Source organism: Bacillus sp. AY3-1 (assembly GCF_008368785.1).
In the GTDB taxonomy this organism is placed as follows: Bacteria; Bacillota; Bacilli; order Bacillales; family Bacillaceae_G; genus Bacillus_A; species Bacillus_A wiedmannii.
Window position 1 is genome coordinate 535,962 of record NZ_QORZ01000017.1, and the last position, 19,493, is coordinate 555,454.

At 36.8% G+C, this 19,493-nt stretch carries 17 protein-coding genes; 2 read left to right on the forward strand and 15 right to left on the reverse strand.

Going from position 1 to position 19,493, the window contains the following annotated elements; genetic code table 11:
* Window positions 1-9: 9 nt before the first annotated feature.
* From polA to DN389_RS18330, 4 genes are all read right to left on the reverse strand, one after another.
* Entirely contained in the window at window positions 10-2,643 is a 2,634-nt protein-coding gene (gene polA, locus DN389_RS18315; RefSeq protein WP_149237441.1) for a DNA polymerase I, read from the reverse strand.
* A 282-nt stretch (window positions 2,644-2,925) separates the two neighbouring features.
* Window positions 2,926-4,689 carry a sensory box histidine kinase PhoR gene (gene phoR, locus DN389_RS18320; RefSeq protein WP_149237442.1) on the reverse strand — a complete coding sequence of 588 codons (1,764 nt, stop codon included), beginning with the start codon at window positions 4,687-4,689 and terminating at the stop codon, window positions 2,926-2,928.
* Entirely contained in the window at window positions 4,682-5,401 is a 720-nt protein-coding gene (gene phoP / locus DN389_RS18325) for a two-component system response regulator PhoP (protein WP_001065223.1), read from the reverse strand. Before phoP ends, phoR begins: the two co-directional genes overlap by 8 nt.
* A 154-nt stretch (window positions 5,402-5,555) precedes the next feature.
* On the reverse strand, window positions 5,556-5,801 hold the full coding sequence (locus tag DN389_RS18330) for a hypothetical protein (RefSeq protein ID WP_098189834.1): 246 nt from the start codon (window positions 5,799-5,801) through the stop codon (window positions 5,556-5,558).
* 88 nt (window positions 5,802-5,889) lie between these two features.
* Here DN389_RS18330 and DN389_RS28855 point away from each other — a divergent pair, with 88 nt between their 5' ends.
* A complete protein-coding gene (locus DN389_RS28855) occupies window positions 5,890-6,021 on the forward strand; it encodes a hypothetical protein (RefSeq protein WP_081252558.1) in 132 nt (43 codons plus the stop codon).
* Between the two features lie 56 nt (window positions 6,022-6,077).
* Here DN389_RS28855 and DN389_RS18335 read toward each other — a convergent pair whose 3' ends face one another.
* The 5 genes from DN389_RS18335 to DN389_RS18360 form a co-directional block, all read right to left on the reverse strand.
* The gene (locus tag DN389_RS18335) at window positions 6,078-6,551 is read right to left on the reverse strand and encodes a MaoC family dehydratase (RefSeq protein WP_000914190.1); all 474 of its coding nucleotides are present in this window, start codon (window positions 6,549-6,551) and stop codon (window positions 6,078-6,080) included.
* Between the two features lie 216 nt (window positions 6,552-6,767).
* Window positions 6,768-7,706 carry a malate dehydrogenase gene (gene mdh / locus DN389_RS18340; RefSeq protein WP_098189835.1) on the reverse strand — a complete coding sequence of 313 codons (939 nt, stop codon included), beginning with the start codon at window positions 7,704-7,706 and terminating at the stop codon, window positions 6,768-6,770.
* A gap of 19 nt (window positions 7,707-7,725) precedes the next feature.
* Window positions 7,726-9,018: an NADP-dependent isocitrate dehydrogenase gene (gene icd, locus DN389_RS18345; RefSeq protein ID WP_000206896.1), complete on the reverse strand. Its 1,293-nt coding sequence runs from the start codon at window positions 9,016-9,018 to the stop codon at window positions 7,726-7,728.
* Between the two features lie 160 nt (window positions 9,019-9,178).
* Window positions 9,179-10,327 (reverse strand): citrate synthase, encoded by a 1,149-nt coding sequence (gene citZ / locus DN389_RS18350; protein ID WP_000503659.1) that lies wholly within the window; start codon window positions 10,325-10,327, stop codon window positions 9,179-9,181.
* 387 nt (window positions 10,328-10,714) lie between these two features.
* Window positions 10,715-11,176, reverse strand: coding sequence for a DUF441 domain-containing protein (locus DN389_RS18360; RefSeq protein WP_000625511.1), 462 nt, complete (start codon window positions 11,174-11,176; stop codon window positions 10,715-10,717).
* Between the two features lie 419 nt (window positions 11,177-11,595).
* Between DN389_RS18360 and ytvI the strand changes: the two genes are divergently transcribed.
* Window positions 11,596-12,714, forward strand: coding sequence for a sporulation integral membrane protein YtvI (ytvI, locus tag DN389_RS18365; RefSeq protein ID WP_149237443.1), 1,119 nt, complete (start codon window positions 11,596-11,598; stop codon window positions 12,712-12,714).
* A 629-nt stretch (window positions 12,715-13,343) separates the two neighbouring features.
* Here ytvI and DN389_RS18370 read toward each other — a convergent pair.
* The 6 genes from DN389_RS18370 to DN389_RS18395 all read right to left on the reverse strand — a co-directional run bounded on the left by DN389_RS18370 (window position 13,344) and on the right by DN389_RS18395 (window position 19,489).
* Entirely contained in the window at window positions 13,344-13,733 is a 390-nt protein-coding gene (locus DN389_RS18370; protein ID WP_000871635.1) for an FxsA family protein, read from the reverse strand.
* 195 nt (window positions 13,734-13,928) lie between these two features.
* Window positions 13,929-15,686, reverse strand: a complete 1,758-nt coding sequence (pyk, locus tag DN389_RS18375) for a pyruvate kinase (protein WP_001232679.1) — start codon at window positions 15,684-15,686, stop codon at window positions 13,929-13,931.
* A gap of 53 nt (window positions 15,687-15,739) precedes the next feature.
* A complete protein-coding gene (gene pfkA, locus DN389_RS18380) occupies window positions 15,740-16,699 on the reverse strand; it encodes a 6-phosphofructokinase (RefSeq protein ID WP_000821162.1) in 960 nt (319 codons plus the stop codon).
* Window positions 16,700-16,827: 128 nt separating this feature from the next.
* Window positions 16,828-17,802, reverse strand: a complete 975-nt coding sequence (gene accA / locus DN389_RS18385; protein WP_000818786.1) for an acetyl-CoA carboxylase carboxyl transferase subunit alpha — start codon at window positions 17,800-17,802, stop codon at window positions 16,828-16,830.
* On the reverse strand, window positions 17,790-18,659 hold the full coding sequence (accD, locus tag DN389_RS18390; RefSeq protein WP_000942866.1) for an acetyl-CoA carboxylase, carboxyltransferase subunit beta: 870 nt from the start codon (window positions 18,657-18,659) through the stop codon (window positions 17,790-17,792). The genes accA and accD overlap by 13 nt, the downstream gene beginning before the upstream one ends.
* A 185-nt stretch (window positions 18,660-18,844) precedes the next feature.
* Complete coding sequence (locus DN389_RS18395; RefSeq protein ID WP_000204434.1) at window positions 18,845-19,489, reverse strand: FadR/GntR family transcriptional regulator; 645 nt, start codon at window positions 19,487-19,489, stop codon at window positions 18,845-18,847.
* Between the last annotated feature and the right edge of the window lie 4 nt (window positions 19,490-19,493).

Genomic DNA, 19,493 nt, shown 5'->3' on the forward strand with positions numbered 1-19,493 from the left:
ATCACTTCCTTATTTTGCGTCGTACCAAGTTGGACCGTAAGAATAATCAACTTTCAACGGAACTGCGAGTTCAATTGCATGCTCCATTACTTCTGGTACAAGCTTCTCTAATTTTTCAATTTCTTCTTTTGGCGCTTCAAATATCAATTCATCGTGTACTTGCAGAAGTAGACGCGCCTGTAATCCTTCTTCTTCTAGACGGTCTGCCATAATAATCATTGCTTTTTTAATAATATCTGCCGCAGTCCCTTGAATTGGTGTATTCATAGCCGTACGCTCAGCAAAGCTACGTAAATTGAAATTACGACTCGTAATTTCCGGAATATAACGACGGCGATTTAATAATGTAGCCACATACCCTTTTTGTTTCGCATCTTTTACGATGTCACTCATGTATTCTTGTACACCAGGGAAACTTTCTAAATACTTTTCAATAAATTCCGCTGCTGCTTTTCTTGTAATTCCTAAGTTTTGTGAAAGACCGTAATCACTAATACCATATACAATTCCGAAATTGACAGCTTTCGCTTGTCGTCTCATATTCGAAGTTACTTCATCTTTTTCAACGCCAAATACATCCATCGCTGTTTTCGTATGAATATCCATATCATGTTGGAACGCTTCAACTAGCCCTTTATCATTTGCAATATGAGCTAATACGCGAAGTTCAATTTGTGAATAATCTGCCGCGTACATAATCCATCCTTCTTCTGATGGAACAAATGCCTGACGAATCTTTCTTCCTTCTTCTAATCGAATCGGGATATTTTGCAAGTTCGGATCCGTTGAACTTAATCGACCTGTTTGCGTTAATACTTGATTGAAACGAGTATGGATTTTAGATGAATCTTCATGTACAACTTTTAATAAACCTTCAATATAAGTTGAATTTAGTTTCCCTAATTGACGATAATGTAAAATGTTTGGAATAATTTCATGGCGATCCATAAGCTTTTCTAGTACATCAGCTGACGTAGAATAACCTGTTTTCGTCTTTTTAATAACTGGTAAGTTTAAGTTTTCAAACAGAATAACACCAAGCTGCTTCGGTGAATTAATATTAAATTCTGTTCCCGCAAGCTTATAAATTTCCTGTTCCATTTCCTTTAATCTACCTGCAAGTTCTTCTCCCATATTACGAAGACGCTCCGTATCAACTTTTACACCTTTTACTTCCATATCAGCTAATACACGCGCAAGTGGTAATTCTAACTCTGTAAACAGTTCATATTGCTCATTCTTTTGTAACTCTTCTACGAATGTTTGCTTTACATCATATAATACGTGCACTTTACGAGCTACATGCTCCGCTACTACTTCTAGCTCTGGAACAGCACGCTTCGCACCTTTTCCGTAAACTTCTTCATCGGATTTCACAGCATGTGTTTCTTTCATTTTTGCTACAGTACGGAAATCTTTATCCGTATCCGCCGGGTCAAGTAAATAAGCAGCGATTAATAGATCAAAGTCAATCCCTTGCATATCTATCCCGTTCCATTTAAGTGCAACGATTGCACGCTTCGCATCAAATGTATGCTTTCTTATTTCTCCATCTGCAAGCCACTCTTTAAAAGCGTCTGACTTAAGAGCAATGTCTGTTTGAATAAAGTAACAGCCATTTTCATTTTGAATACCAAAACCTTGAATGTCCGCTCTGTGATAGTTATCTTCTTGTACTTCAACAATAAGCGCACTATCTTGCTGAAGCATTTCTTCTGTAATTTCTTCCACAATATCAAATGTAATATCATCTAATTCAGCTGGAGTCGTTTCTTCTGGCGTAACACCTAATTTATTTAAAAGGGATGTAAATCCTAAATTCTCGAACATTGGAATCACATCACTTGCTTCATACCCTTTATACTCCATATCATCCACATGCACTGTAATCGGTGCATCTGTAATAATAGTTGCAAGATCTTTACTCATAAGAGCTTGGTCTTTATTTGCTTCTAGCTTTTCTTTTAATTTCTTCCCGCTTACTTGATCTATATTTTCATACACTGCCTCGACCGTTTCAAACTGTGTTAACAATTTAATCGCAGTTTTTTCACCAACTCCTGGTACACCTGGAATATTATCTGACTGGTCTCCCATTAAACCTTTCATATCGATAATTTGCTTTGGTGATAAGCTATATTTCTCAAATAAAGCTTCTTTCGTATATTCATCCACTTCTGTAATCCCTTTGCGAGGAATACATACGAGTGTATTATCTGAAACAAGTTGCAGTAAGTCTTTATCTCCTGAAATAACTTTTACATGAAACCCTTGTTCACTCGCTTCTTTCGCTAACGTCCCCATAATGTCATCCGCTTCATAATTTTCTAATTCATAACGCGGTACGTTGAATGCATCAAGCATCTCACGAATAAACGGGAATTGCTCTGATAATTCAGGTGGAGTCTTTTGACGTCCTCCTTTATACTCACTATACGTTTTATGACGGAATGTCGTTTTACCCGCATCAAACGCTACTAACATATGCGTTGGTTTTTCTTCCTCTAATATTCTCATTAACATCATTGTAAAACCGTAAATTGCGTTCGTATGTATACCTTTGTCGTTATTTAAAAGCGGTAGTGCAAAGAAAGCACGATACGCGATATTATTACCATCTACTAATACGACCTTTTTTTCCAAACCAGAAACCTCCCCATACAAATTTGAAATGATTTTTTTCACAGAAAAAACCGTTCCTTTCCTCTCTCTATATTAACATGACTAATAGAGAGAAGAAAAATAACGGCTATTTTCTATCATATATACAAACGTTTACTAACATAAAAGGGAAGTGACGAGAACAGCATAACTATTCTCGTCCAAAATTACTCCTTGGATGAAGGGGTTTTCATGTATTATATTAACAGACCTTTATTAATATTTAATTAAGCCATTGTTAATATATTGTAAACATCCTTCATCCTATTTTTCAGTTGCTGATTTTGGTAAAACAACTGTAAATGTTGTCCCTTCCCCAACTTCACTATCCACTGTAATCGTACCGTGATGTGCCTCAACTAAATGCTTTACAATCGATAATCCAAGGCCTGTACCACCAGTATTTCTACTTCTCGCTTTATCCACTCGGTAAAAGCGTTCAAAAATACGTGGAATTTCATCTTTACTAATACCAATTCCGGTATCCGATACTTTTATATAAGCATTATATTTATCTTCTGCTAATTCCACAGAAACAACGCCTCCAGCCGGCGTATATACGATTGCGTTATTCATTAAATTAATAAAGATTTGCTTCAAACGACTTGGATCTCCAATGACCGAGACTCCTTTTAGCGCATTTACTTGTAAAGAAATTTCTTTTTCTCCTGCTTTGTTATCAAGCACCATATGAATGTCTTCAAGAAGTCCCTTCATATCAACGGTCCCCATACTCAATTTAAATCCTTGTTGCTCAATCTTTGATAAATCTAATAAATCTTCAATTAACCCTTGCATGCGTTCACTTTCTTTTAAAATAATGTGCAAGAAATGTTCGCAGAATTTTTTATTATCCATCGCTCCATCCAAGAGCGTTTCTGAAAAACCTTTAATAGAAGTAATCGGTGTCTTTAGTTCATGAGAAACATTCGCTAAAAAGTCTTTTCTCATTTGTTCTAATTTCTTTAGCTCAGTAATGTCATGGAATACAAGGACAATCCCTTTCCATTCATGGTTCGTCCCAATAATCGGTGCTCCATATACTTCGAAATGCTTTCGCTCAATTCCAAGCGGCAATAACATTTGTTTACGCACTTTCACTTCTGTCATAAAGATTTCTTCCACGAGCTCTATAATTTCTGTATGATGAAACGACTCATAATATAAACGATCTAAATATTCTTCATCTGTTACGTGGAAAGTCTCCTTATACGAACGGTTTACAAGGTTTATATAACCGCGGCTATCAATTAAAATCATTCCGCTTCCCATATTTTCAATTAACGTATGCAGACGATCTTGTTGCATTTCTTGCTCAAGTGTCATCTCTTGTAAATTACGGGCTAAAATATTAATCGCTTTACTCAACATTCCCGTTTCATCCGAATGACTCTCATAAGCGCGTGCTTTATAATTTCCCTTCGCTAATTCGATAGCAACTTTCGTAACGGATTCAATCGGCCTAATATATTGCCCTGTAATTTTCATACCTAAAAATACGACTACGAGACAAGCGATAACAAATCCGATAATTAATAATCCCCACGTTTTTTGATGAACAGATTTCAAAGGCTCAATTGTACTTTTCACCAAAATGTACCCTTGTTTTCCTGCTACATCTTGAACGAATACCGCATGGTAAAATTCATTATTCTGATCTGTTTCTTTCGTAATGACTTTGTTTCTTTGTTTTGTTGTTTCAGAAGAAAGTTCTTTAATCATCCCTTGACTAAAAGCAGACTGTTCTCCTCCGCTATATTGAACTTTCTTTTTTTCATCTACAAATGCAATAGAAGCCTGTATTTTTTCTTCTAACTTTTCAAATACATATGGATTTTTTAAAACATCATCAAAACCCTGTTCTTCTGCTAATACCGCAACATACTCTGTTTCTTTTACCATTCTCTCTTTGGCATGATCTATATAGTAGTTTTCAAACACGGTTTCCAGTAATAAACCTAGTCCAACTAAAATAAATACAATAAGAGAAACAAATGTAAAAAGAAGCCTGGAACGAAATTTATTCATCCCCTTTTGGCTCCTCTAATTTATATCCTAAACCACGTATCGTTTTAATGTACGTCGGTTTTTTCGTATTTTGTTCAATTTTATCGCGCAAATGGCTAATGTGAACGTCAACAATTCGTGTATCACCAGCAAAATCATAGTTCCATACAGCACTTAATAATTGATCACGTGTCAACACGCGACTTTTATTTTTCGCAAGATAAACAAGTAGTTCAAATTCTTTTGGTGTTAATTCAAGCTTTCTTCCTTGGAAATAAGCCTCATAAAATTCCGGCAAAATTTTAAGTTCAGCAAGTGTGATGCTCTCTTCATCTGACGCTTCTTTCACTTGTTCTTCTTGTTGTAATTTCGTGCGGCGCAAAATTGCCTTCACACGCGCAACAACTTCTCTTGGGCTAAATGGCTTCGTCATATAATCATCTGCCCCAAGTTCAAGACCTAGCACCTTATCAAATTCATCATCTTTTGCTGTTAACATTAAAATCGGCGTCATAACGCGCTGCAATCGTAATTCTTTACACACTTCCATACCATCCATTTTTGGAAGCATTAAATCTAATATAATTAAATCTGGGCGTTCTGTTGTCGCTTTTTGAAGCGCCATTTCTCCATCCATCGCTGTTATCACTTCAAACCCAGCTTGTTGTAGATTAAATTCAATTAAAGTTAAGATAAACTCCTCATCATCAACTACTAAAATACGATTGTTCATTCTTTTCCTCCAAGTTATAGACTTGAAACCTTCTTCATCCTAGTATTTTCCCCGTTATTCTCATCATACTAGAAAATAAGGTACCTCTCAATATAATTGTCTATACATGGAGCTCGTTTCTACTAATACTTCGAAAATAAAAGCAATTAAAACTTCATTCTCTCTCCCTCTCCACTATCCAAATTCGGTAGATAAACCTACCTTTTTCAAAGTATTTTTCCTTATGAACCATAAATCCCCTCTCCTGCGCTAGGAAAAACGAAAGAGCATACGCTATTTTATAGTCCAGTGTTTCATATCCATCAAATAGTCTTCCATACATTTCATTCGCGACCCCCTCTGCCCACACTTCAGCTTCTCTTATCGTTTCAAAAATAATGTCTTCTCTCTTCCACTTCACCTTAAAAACACCCCTTTCATTGACTTCAATTACCAATAAATATATTATTAATTTAAATATATAAATAAATACGATTCAGGAGGCTATTATGCGAGTATTACTACCTATTTTAACTTTAGTAGTAACATGTTTCCTTACTTTTAACGTACCAAGCTGGGATACGATTAAAACAGGTTGCTCAGAATTTTCCGAAGGGTTTAAAGAAGGATTTTTCAACTAAAAATAGCGCTAGCCCCTTATAGTAAGGTATGCTAGCGCTATTCATATTTTCATGTTTTAAAAATTATCTAATGCTTTTTCCATAATAGAAACTGATTTAAAAGGCGGCGTTACTGTTAAAGAACCCTTTACAACCGTTTCTCCTTTTTCATCATGAGCAGATACAAGCATATCAATTGTATGTTCCTCCTCAGAAACAGCCACAACTTCAAAATGGATTTGTAACGTTTCATAATGATGAACATGCTTCACGAACGTAAGGTCCTTCCTAGTAATATGACTGCCTGGACCTGGTAAATATTTCGTAACTGCCGTTGTAATCATTCCCGTTAGCATAATGCTTGGTACAATCGGCTTTTCATACGGAGTTTGGGATGCGTAATCATGCTGAATATATAATGGATTGGCATCATTCGTTAACCCTAAGTACAATAACAAATCTTTATCCTCAATTTTTTCAGTGATAGATAATTTCTCTCCTACTGTAATTTCATCCATTCTACGACCAATTTGAACTTTTTTCTTTAACATGTTACAACCCCCTCCGATTTTTTCACCTTATTATCCTACTAATAGCGATACCTGATCCGAAATTTACTATGATGAGGGCAATGTATAGTATAAATCTATAGTTTCATTATAGGATACACCAAATGATAGCGTTTTCATATTATTTCAAAAAAACATTTGAATAAATAGTAGAAAAAGATTCGGGGCCCCGAATCTTTTTCTACTTATATTTAATTATTAAACAAGAACCTTCATTACATTACGTACAGATTCTACAGAGCGATCTAACGCTTCTCTTTCATCTGTAAGAAGTTCTAACTCAATAATTTTTTCAATTCCGTTACCACCTAGAATTACTGGTACGCCTAAGTAAAGGTCGCTATAACCATATTCACCTTCAAGGTACGCAATAGCTGGTAATACACGGCGTTGATCTTTTAAGATTGCTTCTGTCATTTCAACTAAAGAAGCAGCTGGTGCGTAATATGCACTACCGTTTCCTAATAAGCCTACAATCTCGCCGCCACCTTTACGGGTACGTTCTACGATTGCTTCTAAACGCTCTTTCGGAATTAACGTTTCTAACGGAATGCCACCTGCATAAGAATAACGTACAAGAGGTACCATATCGTCACCGTGTCCACCAAGAACAAATCCTGTAATGTCTTTCACAGAAAGATTTAATTCTTGTGCAATAAATGTACGGAAACGAGCTGTATCTAATACGCCCGATTGACCGATAACACGCTCTTTCGGGAATCCTGCTTCTTTAAATACAGAATATGTCATTGCATCAACTGGATTTGTTAATACAAGAATAATCGCATTTGGTGAATGTTTTGCAATGTCGCGCGTAATACTTTTCATAATTTTAGAGTTTGTTGCTACTAAGTCATCACGGCTCATACCAGGCTTACGTGCAATACCTGCTGTAATAACGACAACGTCAGAATCAGCAGTATCTGCGTAATCAGATGTTCCAATAATGTTAGCATCAAAACCTTGTACTGGGCTCGCTTCTAACATATCTAACGCTTTCCCTTTTGTTGGATTTTCCAGTTGTGGAATGTCCACTAATACAACATCTGCAAGTTCTTTTTGTGCTAATAAGAATGCTGTTGTTGCTCCTGTAAATCCTGCACCGATGACTGAAACTTTCTTGCGTTTGATTGTCATAATTTACCCCCCGCTTTAATTATGCGTTTTTGATTATCGCTACATCCATGTTTTTAATAAGTTCATTAGCGAACTCAGAACATTTCACTTCTGTTGCACCTTCCATTAAGCGTGCGAAATCATAAGTTACTACTTTTGAAGCAATTGTTTTCTCAACTGAATCAGTTACTAATTTCGCAGCTTCGTTCCATCCTAAGTGCTCTAATAATAATACACCAGAAAGAAGAACCGAAGATGGGTTTACTTTGTCTAAACCTGCATATTTTGGAGCTGTACCATGTGTAGCTTCAAAGATAGCATGTCCAGTCACATAGTTAATGTTTGCACCAGGTGCAATACCAATTCCACCTACTTGTGCAGCAAGTGCATCAGAGATGTAGTCTCCGTTTAAGTTCATTGTTGCAACAACATCGAACTCACGTGGACGAGTTAAAATCTGTTGTAAGAAGATGTCTGCAATAGAATCTTTTACGATGATTTTCCCAGCCACTTCAGCGTCTGCCATCGCTTTATTCGCTGCATCTTTACCATCTTTCTCAACGATACGGTCATATTCAGCCCAAGTAAATACTTTATCGCCGAATTCTTGTTCCGCTACTTCGTAACCCCAGTTTTTGAAAGCACCTTCTGTAAATTTCATAATGTTTCCTTTATGAACTAATGTAACAGAAGAACGTTTTTCGTTAATTGCATATTGAATTGCAGCACGAACAAGACGCTTTGTCCCTTCTTCTGAGATTGGTTTAATACCAATACCAGATGTTTCTGGGAAGCGGATTTTATTAACACCCATTGCTTCTTTTAAGAAAGCAAGGACTTTTTCTGCTTCTGGAGATCCTTGTGCATATTCAATTCCAGCATAAATGTCTTCTGTATTCTCACGGAAAATAACCATATCAGTATCTTCCGGACGTTTTACAGGTGAAGGAACACCATCAAAATAACGAACTGGACGTAGACATACATATAAATCTAATTCTTGACGAAGTGCTACGTTTAGAGAACGAATACCACCGCCAACTGGAGTTGTAAGTGGACCTTTAATCGCGATTAAATATTCACGGATTAAATTTAAAGTTTCTTCTGGTAACCACTCGCCTGTTTGGTTGAATGCTTTTTCCCCTGCAAGCACTTCTTTCCAAACGATTTTCTTCTCACCATCATAAGCTTTTTCAACTGCTGCTTCTAGTACACGAGATGCAGCTGCCCAAATATCAGGACCAATTCCATCTCCTTCGATAAATGGAATAATCGGATTGTTTGGTACATTCATAACACCATTAGTTACAGTAATTTTTTCACCTGTCGTCAATGTGATAACCCCCATGTTTGAAATTTCATATGTATGAAACTGAGGGAATAACCCCTCAGTTCAAACCGTTATTTAAATTAAAATATTCTAATCATTACGTCTTTCCGAAAAAATCAGACTTTTGAAAGCGTATTTTCACTATCAAAATAGTGTTTTTCGCTTATCGTTGTGCAATTGGAACGTACACTTGATGTGTTGGTCCATTATAATCAGCACGCGGACGGATTAAACGGTTGTTTTCATATTGTTCTAGAATATGAGCTAACCAGCCTGACATACGGCTAATTGCAAAAATAGGTGTAAATAAGTCATGGTCAATTCCTAAACAATGGTATACAGAAGCTGAATAGAAATCAACATTTGGTGGAAGACCTTTTTCTTTTGTTACAATGTCTTCAATTTTGATAGACATATTATACCATTTGTCTTCTCCTAAAAGCACGCATAATCTCTTAGACATTTCGCGTAAATGTTTTGCACGCGGATCACCCTGCTCATATACACGGTGGCCAAAGCCCATGATTTTCACTTTATTTTGAAGAGCATTATGAATATATGATTCAACATTTTCTTCTTCGCCAATTTCAGTTAGCATCTTCATTACATTTTCGTTTGCCCCGCCGTGAAGAGGACCTTTTAACGCACCGATTGCTGCTGTAATACCAGAATATACATCTGAAAGTGTAGCTACACAAACGCGTGCAGTAAATGTAGAAGCGTTTAACTCATGATCTGCGTGAAGTACAAGCGCCTTATCAAAAGCTTCAATTTCAACTTCATTTGGCTCGCGATCATTTAACATGTACAAGAAGTTTGCAGCTAATGATAAATCGTTTCTAGGCTCAACAACATCTAAACCTTTACGAATTCTTGCATAAGCAGCAACTAAAGTTCCCACTTGAGCCTGCAATTTAACCGCTTTCAAATAATTGGAGTTTTCATCCATAATTTCAGCGCTCTCATCGTATAATGATAGCATGGAAATTGCAGTTCGTAAAACAGACATCGGATGTGCGATTTTTAAATCTACTTGTTTCAAATATGTTAAAATCTCACCTGGAACTTTATAGTATTCCGATACAATCTCTTTAAATTTCGCTAGTTCTTGTTCATTAGGAAGCTTGCGATGCCATAATAAGTACACTACTTCTTCAAATGTAGCATTCTCAGCTAAATCATCAATATTATACCCAACATAAGTTAATGTATCATCAATAATAGAGCTCACAGATGATGTTGTTGCTACTACCCCTTCTAAACCTCGAATAACAGTCATGACATTCTCTCCTTTTCCTGAAAATTCTCCCAACCTTGCTCCTTATATCTATTTGCTTCCCTTTTGAATTATGAACGCCCGTTCACTCTTTAGGCAAGCAAAATGCACGATCATGCAAATTTGTTGCGATGTTCCCCTCTTATTGTCCATTGTTTACATGGAAAGCATGAGCGTGAATGTCTCCCCGAATCCTCACGCTCAAAACAACAAGTTAGTGAGGAAAATTAATCCCGAAGAGTTTTATGATAAAAACAACATAAAACAATATCATTATAAAATTGTTTTATGTTGTTTTTATTTTATCTGGTGTAAAGTCTCTGCTGTTATGTAACTTTTCAAAGTTTCTAATCCTATTATAAACAATTATCTGACTTTTGTGAACAGAAAGAATTCAAAAATTTTATATTACTATAAAATTCCTTATTTAAACATCTGTATAATACTCATAACTGCATAGGCAATTCCAGCCCCAATTAATGGACCTACAGCAACTCCATTAAATAAAGCAACCGCTATAATTGTCCCGAAAACGAGCGCAGTTGTAATATGAGGATCCGTCGTCAATAATTGTACGCCGCCTTTCGCTAACAAAGCAACCGCTACCCCTGAAGCTAAAGCAATCCATGCATAATACGATTTCGCCGCTTCTCCAAGTTGTTTAAAACCTATTTCCCCCGTTGCAATCGGTACGAGTACTGCTATTGTAATAACCGTTACACCGAGGTTAATCCCTTTCGTTTGTAGATAAGGAAAGACTTTATCTCCTAGAAACGTAAATTTCAATAAAAATAACACACCAATAGCTACAGTAAGCGATTGGTTTTTAGCAACAAGTCCTATAATAAGTAGTATGAATAAAAATAACGTTGACTGACTAATCATGTTTACACTTCCTTTCTGAAAATAATGAACTCATTTCCAAACAAAAATACCTTTAAACCTATCGTTATACATGCTATATCGATGTATATTCAACAATAACCACTTCATTTTTTATGTATTTTAAAATGCTAAAATGAGACTTTCATCATCAAAAATTTAAGCATGTATACATTTTTGAAAACGATTGTCTCTCCTTTCTTTTCTAATAAGAAACAGGTAAAATAAAAAGAAGAGAAAATGAAGTTTTTACCATATAGTAGAAGCATCAACACCAAGCTTTTACAGTCACTCATGTACTGAAAAAGCAGGAAAATCCATCATTCCACTATAACATAAAGTGAAACTTTAATCAGCGGAGCACACTCGTTATAAGTTGAACGAATTAGGATAATCCAAATTGGAATGGGAGGTATACATCTTTGAACCGAAACTTACTATATATGATATTGCGACTCATATTTGTCATTGTAGCAACGGTAGCCGGGTTCTATGCATTACTATATATATCAGGACTTATCTACCCTTTTATTATCGCTTTCGCATTTGCTTATTTGATTAATCCCGTCGTCAATTTCCTTAATCAAAAACTACAATTTCCTCGCGCACTAGCAGTACTCGTTAGCTTAATTCTCGTATTCGGAGCTATCGTCGGACTCGTTACATATCTTGTAACGGAAGCAATATCTGCCACAACATACTTACTACAACTTGTTACAGTAAAGTTTCCGGATATCGTTAAATTCGCAGAGCAATTTGCACTTAATCATATTATGCCTCTCTATGATGATTTAATTTCTAAATTTAATCATCTTGGTGAACCACAGCGCTATACGATTACACAAAACATTCAAAACTTAGGAACCGAAGCAACGACGCAAATGAAAGAACTTTTAACTGCTATTATAAGCGGATTAACAAATTTCATTAGTGCATTACCAACAACTTTAACTGTCCTTGTATTCGTTTTATTAGCCACTTTCTTCATTAGTTACGATTGGCACCGTCTTGCTCAGAAAGTAAGAAAATTTTTGCCGAATCGTGTTCATGGCTATGGAAAAACTATTTTTGTCGATTTAAGAAAAGCTTTATTTGGTTTTGTTAAAGCGCAACTTACACTCGTATCTATGACAACTGTTATTGTACTAATCGGACTTTTAATATTACGCGTACCATACTCCATTACTATCGCAATTATTACAGGGGTTGTAGATTTACTCCCGTATTTAGGAACAGGCGCCGTCTTCGTTCCTTGGGTTATATACGTATTTTTCACCGGCGACACTGCTTTCGCCATCGGTCTTCTCATCTTATACATCGTCGTGATTGTCCAAAGACAAATTATGGAACCTAAAGTACTTTCCTCCAATATCGGTCTTGATCCATTAGCAACACTGATTGCTCTATTTGTCGGCTTTAAGCTTTTTGGCTTTTTAGGATTAATCATCGGTCCAGTCATCTTAGTACTACTTAATACATTGCACAAAGCTCGTGTATTCCATGATTTGTGGAAATATATTAAAGGCTCACCTTCAAAATAATAGTTTCTAATTCATATACAACAAAAACTTACATGTAATCAGTGGGAATTTCCCACTGATTATTCCTTGTACTTATTTTTCACACTCATTACATGCAACAAGAGGATTTCCCACAAAAAGGATAATACTCTTGTTTTTTGCATTGAAAACGCATATTTCGAGGTATTTTTACATATTTATTCTATTTTTTATATAATTATTACTTACATTTATTACTTTTTATGTAAATGAATAAATATACAAAACGGTATAAAATGAGACTTAAACTAACAATTTTCCTGTTCGCATCTAACTTTTCCATACCAATTAATTCTTTTTATATACAAAAACCAGCTTGAGTTCCTATGAATTTCCCTACAACACACTCATTAAGAACCACCTACATATCCAATCGAAAAATACACAGCCAATATAATAAGGCAAAACTACGATTCGTAAGGATTTTGTCCACCACCGATTATTAACTTTCACCAACCGGACTTGTATGAGCAGCCTGATTTCCACTTAACTCCTTCGCATTCACCAAATTTTAAGGCATGATACAGCAAAACTTTAATTAACAGAGCTTCATCCATCTCCCATCCTTTTGCGGGCAAAAAAATAGTACTTAGATCGCTATAATCTAAGCACTATTTCTGCACAATAATAGTAGAACTCTTTCTAAACTTCCATTCCATCCACTTCATAACAAATGGCTTCAACAAAGTCCTCGTCATAGGGAGAACAAAGATAAAACCTATTATATCCGTTACATATCCAGGAAGTACCAAAAGAATACCTCCTACAAAGATAAAAATACCATCCAGTACCGCTCCTCCTGGCATTTCTCCTCTATTCAACTTAGATTGAATCTCTCCAAGCACTTTAAATCCTTGTCTTTTCGCCAAATAGACACCTACAACACCCGTAAATACAATCATAGCGAACGTAGACCATAAACCTATTACATGACTCGATCCAATTAAAACTGTAATCTCAATCGCCGGTATTAAAATAAACAAGAATAGTAACCACTTCATAGTTCTACACTCCTCTCACGCATCACTCTAAAAGAACCCAGAGCGCCCGTATACGCTACACAGAAACTAAACACCTTTCCCTATTGAACCTCGTAACAAACGGATTTTAAACGCAATTCTGGGCGTTTCAAGCTGATTCCGCCTCGTTTTTGTGTAAAAAAAAGAGAAGGACTCCGATCCTTCTCTTCGTATTACTTATAGCACTTCCGCATGTCCATTATAAACAATTCCGCGTGCTGCATCAACTGTTACTTCTTGGCCATTTTTTAAAGTTGCTGTTACGCCGTTTACACCAACGATAACAGGAATACCGATTGATACACCTACAACAGCCGCATGGCTTGTAAGACCGCCTTCTTCTACAACTAGAGCAGCAGCTTTTTCGATTGCAGGAATCATATCTTTATCAGTGCTTGTTGTAACAAGGATATCACCTTTGTTTACGTTCGCTACAGCTTCAGCAGCTGTTTTCGCTACAACTACTTTACCTTTTGCAGCTTTACGACCGATTCCTTGTCCTTTCGCAACTTCTTCACCAACAACATGGATTTTCATTAAGTTTGTTGTACCAGTTTCAGCAACTGGAACACCAGCAGTGATTACTACAGTGTCTCCAAGTCCAATTAGACCTGCATCCATACCTGTTTGAATTGCAGTATCTAACATTTCGTCAGTAGACGCTGCACGTTTTCCAGCCATAAATGCTTGTACACCCCAAACAAGTGCAAGACGACGTCCTACTTGCTCGTCAGATGTTACAGCTACGATTGGAGATTTCGGACGGTATTTAGAGATCATTTTCGCAGTATGTCCACTTTCTGTTGGAGCTACGATTGCAGCTACATCAAGAGCAAGTGCTGTATGCGCAACAGATTGGCTAATTGCATCTGTAATCGTTGGAGTGAACTCTTTAATACGTTTTTTGAACATATCTTCATATTGTAATGATTTTTCAACACGTACTGCAATGTTAGCCATCATTGTTACTGCTTCTACTGGGTATTGACCAGCAGCTGTTTCACCTGAAAGCATGATTGCATCTGTACCATCGAAGATTGCGTTAGCTACGTCACTTGCTTCCGCACGAGTTGGGCGTGGGTTACGTTGCATAGAATCTAACATTTGTGTCGCAGTAATAACCGGTTTACCTAACACGTTACATTTTTTGATTAGACGTTTTTGTACTAATGGTACTTCTTCTGGTGGAATTTCTACACCCATATCACCACGAGCTACCATTAAACCGTCAGAAACTTCTAAGATTGAATCGATGTTATCGATACCCTCTTGGTTTTCGATTTTTGGTACGATTTGGATGTATTGAGCGTTATGCCCTTCTAATAATTCACGGATTTCTAATACATCAGATGCTTTACGTACGAATGAAGCTGCGATGAAATCAACTTTTTGCTCGATACCGAAAACGATATCTTTTACGTCTTTTTCAGTGATACCAGGAAGCTTAATGCTTACGTTTGGTACGTTAACACCTTTTTTATTTTTTACAGTTCCGCTGTTTAAAACTTTTGTACGGATGTTTCCGTCAGCTTTTTCGATTACTTCTAGTTCGATAAGACCGTCATCGATTAGAATACGAGAACCTGGGTCTACATCGTCATAAAGACCAGCATAAGATACAGAGAACTTCTCTGCAGTACCTAATACTTGCTCAGTAGAAAGAACTACTTCTGCACCTGTTACAAGCTCAGCTTGTCCGTCTACGAAGTCGTGAGTACGGATTTCTGGACCTTTTGTATCAAGTAAGATACCAACTGTTTTACCAGTTTTCTTTGAAGCTTCACGAATGTTTTTAATACGAGCGCCGTGCTCTTCATGGCTACCATGAGAGAAGTTTAAACGAGCAACGTTCATACCCGCTTCGATTAATTGTTCTAATTTCTCAATACTTTCACTAGCAGGACCTATAGTACATACAATTTTAGTTTTACGCATATTGCACCTCCGAAAATTATGAAACCGTTCCCAAATATCCGACACTAAGCCGATTAGATGGATAATTCTTTAGATAATTGATACATATCTTTATCGATTGTATGCTTTTGAGCTAACGCTTCGATAATATCATGATCAACAAGTTTATTATCTTGAATACCTACACAACGTCCACCTCTACCAGCAATTAATAATTCAACTGCTCTTGCGCCAAGACGACTTGCTAATACACGATCTTGTGCACTTGGTGATCCACCACGTTGTACGTGACCTAATACAGTTACACGAGTATCAAAGTTTGTTGCTTCTTCAATGTGCTTACCGATGTCAATTGCACTTCCAACACCTTCAGCCACAATGATAATACTGTGTTTTTTACCACGTTCACTACCACGCTTCAGACGAGCAATAACATCTTCCATGTCATACTCTTCTTCTGGAATTAAGATTGTTTCGGCACCATCAGCTAAACCAGCCCATAATGCGATATCTCCAGCATGACGTCCCATTACTTCGATAACATATGTACGTTCATGAGATGTAGCTGTGTCACGAATTTTATCAATTGCATCAATAACAGTATTTAAAGCTGTATCGAAACCAATTGTGAAGTCTGTTCCAGGAATATCATTGTCGATTGTACCTGGTACACCAACACATGGGAATCCTTGTTCAGTTAATTTTTTAGCACCTTGGTAAGAGCCATCTCCACCAATAACAACAAGTCCTTCGATACCGTGTTTCTTTAATTGCTCGATACCTTTTAGTCGTACTTCTGGATCTTTAAACTCAGGACATCTTGCTGTATATAATTTCGTACCACCACGGTGGATAATATCGCCAACAGAACCAAGTTCTAATTTTTCAATATGACCAGAAATTAAACCCGCGTATCCATGGTAAATACCATATACTTCAATATCATGGAAAATCGCTTTACGAACAACTGCACGAATGGCAGCATTCATACCAGGTGAATCTCCACCACTTGTTAATACACCAATACGTTTCATTTGTACTCACCTCATAAAGATTATTTGCCTTATAATAAAATAACACGAAAAAATATAAAAACACAATGGAGAAGATGTGTCTTTTCATAATAAAAACGTGCATTCGCGAAGAGGAACGCACGCTTTTATTATTTTATCCCAATGGAAGCGTTTGAAAACGAAACTTGCCCAATTTTCATATATTTTTCATAACGTTTTTCGATTAATTCATCTTTCGAAATTCCGCTTAATTGTTCAAAAGTTTTCTTAAGCATTAAATCTATATTTTCTGATTGTTTTAAAATATTACGATGCGCTCCACCTTTTGCCTCTGGAATAATTTCGTCAATTACACCTAATTCTTTCAAATCTAATGCTGTAATTTTCATCGCTTCTGCAGCTTCTTTTGCTTTACCAGCGTCTTTCCAAAGAATTGCCGCCGCACCCTCTGGTGTAATAACAGAATACGTGGAATTTTCCAGCATATGAATGTAATCTCCTACTCCAAGACCTAACGCACCACCACTACCACCTTCACCGATAACAATACAAATAACAGGTACCGTTAAACCCGCCATTTCAAATAAATTACGGGCAATCGCCTCACTTTGTCCACGTTCTTCAGCTGCTTTACCAGGATAGGCTCCCTTCGTATCGATGAAACAAATAATAGGACGATTAAACTTTTCCGCTTGTTTCATGAGACGCAGTGCTTTTCGATATCCTTCTGGATGAGGCATCCCAAAATTACGACGAATATTTTCTTTCGTATCTTTTCCGCGTTGGTGCCCAATTACAGTTACAGGCATCCCCTTATATTTCGCAATGCCGCCGACAATCGCTGCATCGTCGCCAAATAGGCGATCTCCATGACATTCAAAAAAATTAGTAAATAAGTGCTCAATATAATCGAGCGTTGTCGGTCGTTCTGCATGACGAGCAATTTGAACACGGTCCCATACTTTCATATTGCCGTATATATCTTCCTCTAATTTTTCTAGCTTGTCTTCCAAAATACGAATCTCCTCACTGAAGTCCATCTGGCTGTTTTTCGTATAGTCTTTCAGTTCACGAATCTTATTTCTTAGCTCAACAACTGGTTTCTCAAATTCTAGCTCTGCCATACAGCCATTTCCCCTCCTTGATGAACTTCTAAAATCTTACGGAGCGATTCTCTCATATCATCACGATGCACAACCGCATCTAATTGACCGTGCTCTAATAAAAATTCTGCCGTTTGGAAATCTTCCGGTAGTTTTTCACGCACTGTTTGTTCAATTACACGTCTACCAGCAAATCCGATAAGTGCACCTGGCTCTGCAAGATTGTAATCACCAAGTGAAGCGAAACTCGCTGAAACCCCGCCCGTCGTTGGGTGAGTCATAACAGAAATAAATAACCCTCCTGCATTACTATGCTTTTTCAAAGCTACGCTTGTTTTTGCCATTTGCATTAAACTTAATATCCCTTCTTGCATACGGGCACCACCCGACGCAGTAAAGATAATAAATGGAACTTGTAAGTCGTATGCTTTTTCAACTGCACGGGCAATTTTCTCTCCTACAACAGAGCCCATGCTGCCCATTCGAAAACGAGAATCCATTACTGCAACAACAACAAGCATGTCATCAATTGTTCCTTCACCAGTTACAACCGCTTCGTTCAATTTAGTCTTCTTACGATCGCTCTCTAGTTTCTCTTCGTATCCTGGAAACTCGAGTGGATTTAATGAAACCATTTCTTTGTCATACTCACGGAATGACCCTTCGTCCAATATACTATCAAGACGTTCCCATGCATTCATAGGATGATGATATCCACAATTCACACATACTTTTAAATTTTTTAGAAGCTCTTTCGTATACATGATTTTTTTACATTTCGGACATTTTGTCATAACGCCATCTGGTACATCTTTTCGTACTTGTTCTGAAGGTATTGCAGCGTACTTTTTCTTTTTCACGAATAAATCTCTTAGCACAATTTGACCCCCTTCATTGAGAGCTAAGGTTAGCGCAAGAAGAAAATTGGGCTAACACCAAAGTTTGATGTTAGCCTTATCTTCTCAATCTGTCTAATAACCTCACTCTTTACGTTTAACTTTAACCGCTACGCGATAGAATGTTTGTCATAACGTGTCATGGTCATTTCGACAAATTTTATACATTACGAGTGAAACTGTATATTCTCTACTAATTCATCGTAAATTTTTAGTGCATCATTTTCTTGTTTTTCTTCCAAAGTAGCATAAAGCTTTCTATACATATCGATAGAATCTCCTGAAACTTCACAAGAAAGAGTTGATACGTAATCATTTACGATCATCCAAATGCGATATAGTAAATAATTATCGACTTGTTCAATGAGTGTTTTAAAGAACGTTTGATGAAGCATCGGAATTGAGTTTTCATTTTCTTCAAGCACTTGATTTAATTTTCTTAGCACTTTAGAAAACGTTTCTTTCGGCAAATTACATACAATTCGAATCATATCTTTCTCGAGCAATCGTTTTGTTTGTAATAAATCACGAATTGTTTTCTCATCTTGCAGCAAGAACGGCGCAATCAATTGTACAAGACCGTTATCGTAAAAGTTTCGAATAAACGTCCCTTCACCACGTCTCGTTTCAATCAATCCTACCAGTTCTAAAGCACGCAATGCTTCTCTTACAGAGGAACGCCCTACGTTTAAACGTGAACTTAACTCACGCTCAGACGGCAAACGATCCCCCGCCACCAATCCATCTTCTTCCATAATGGAACGGATTTTTTTTACAATTTCGAGATATACTTTTGTATTTGATGATGTCAATGGA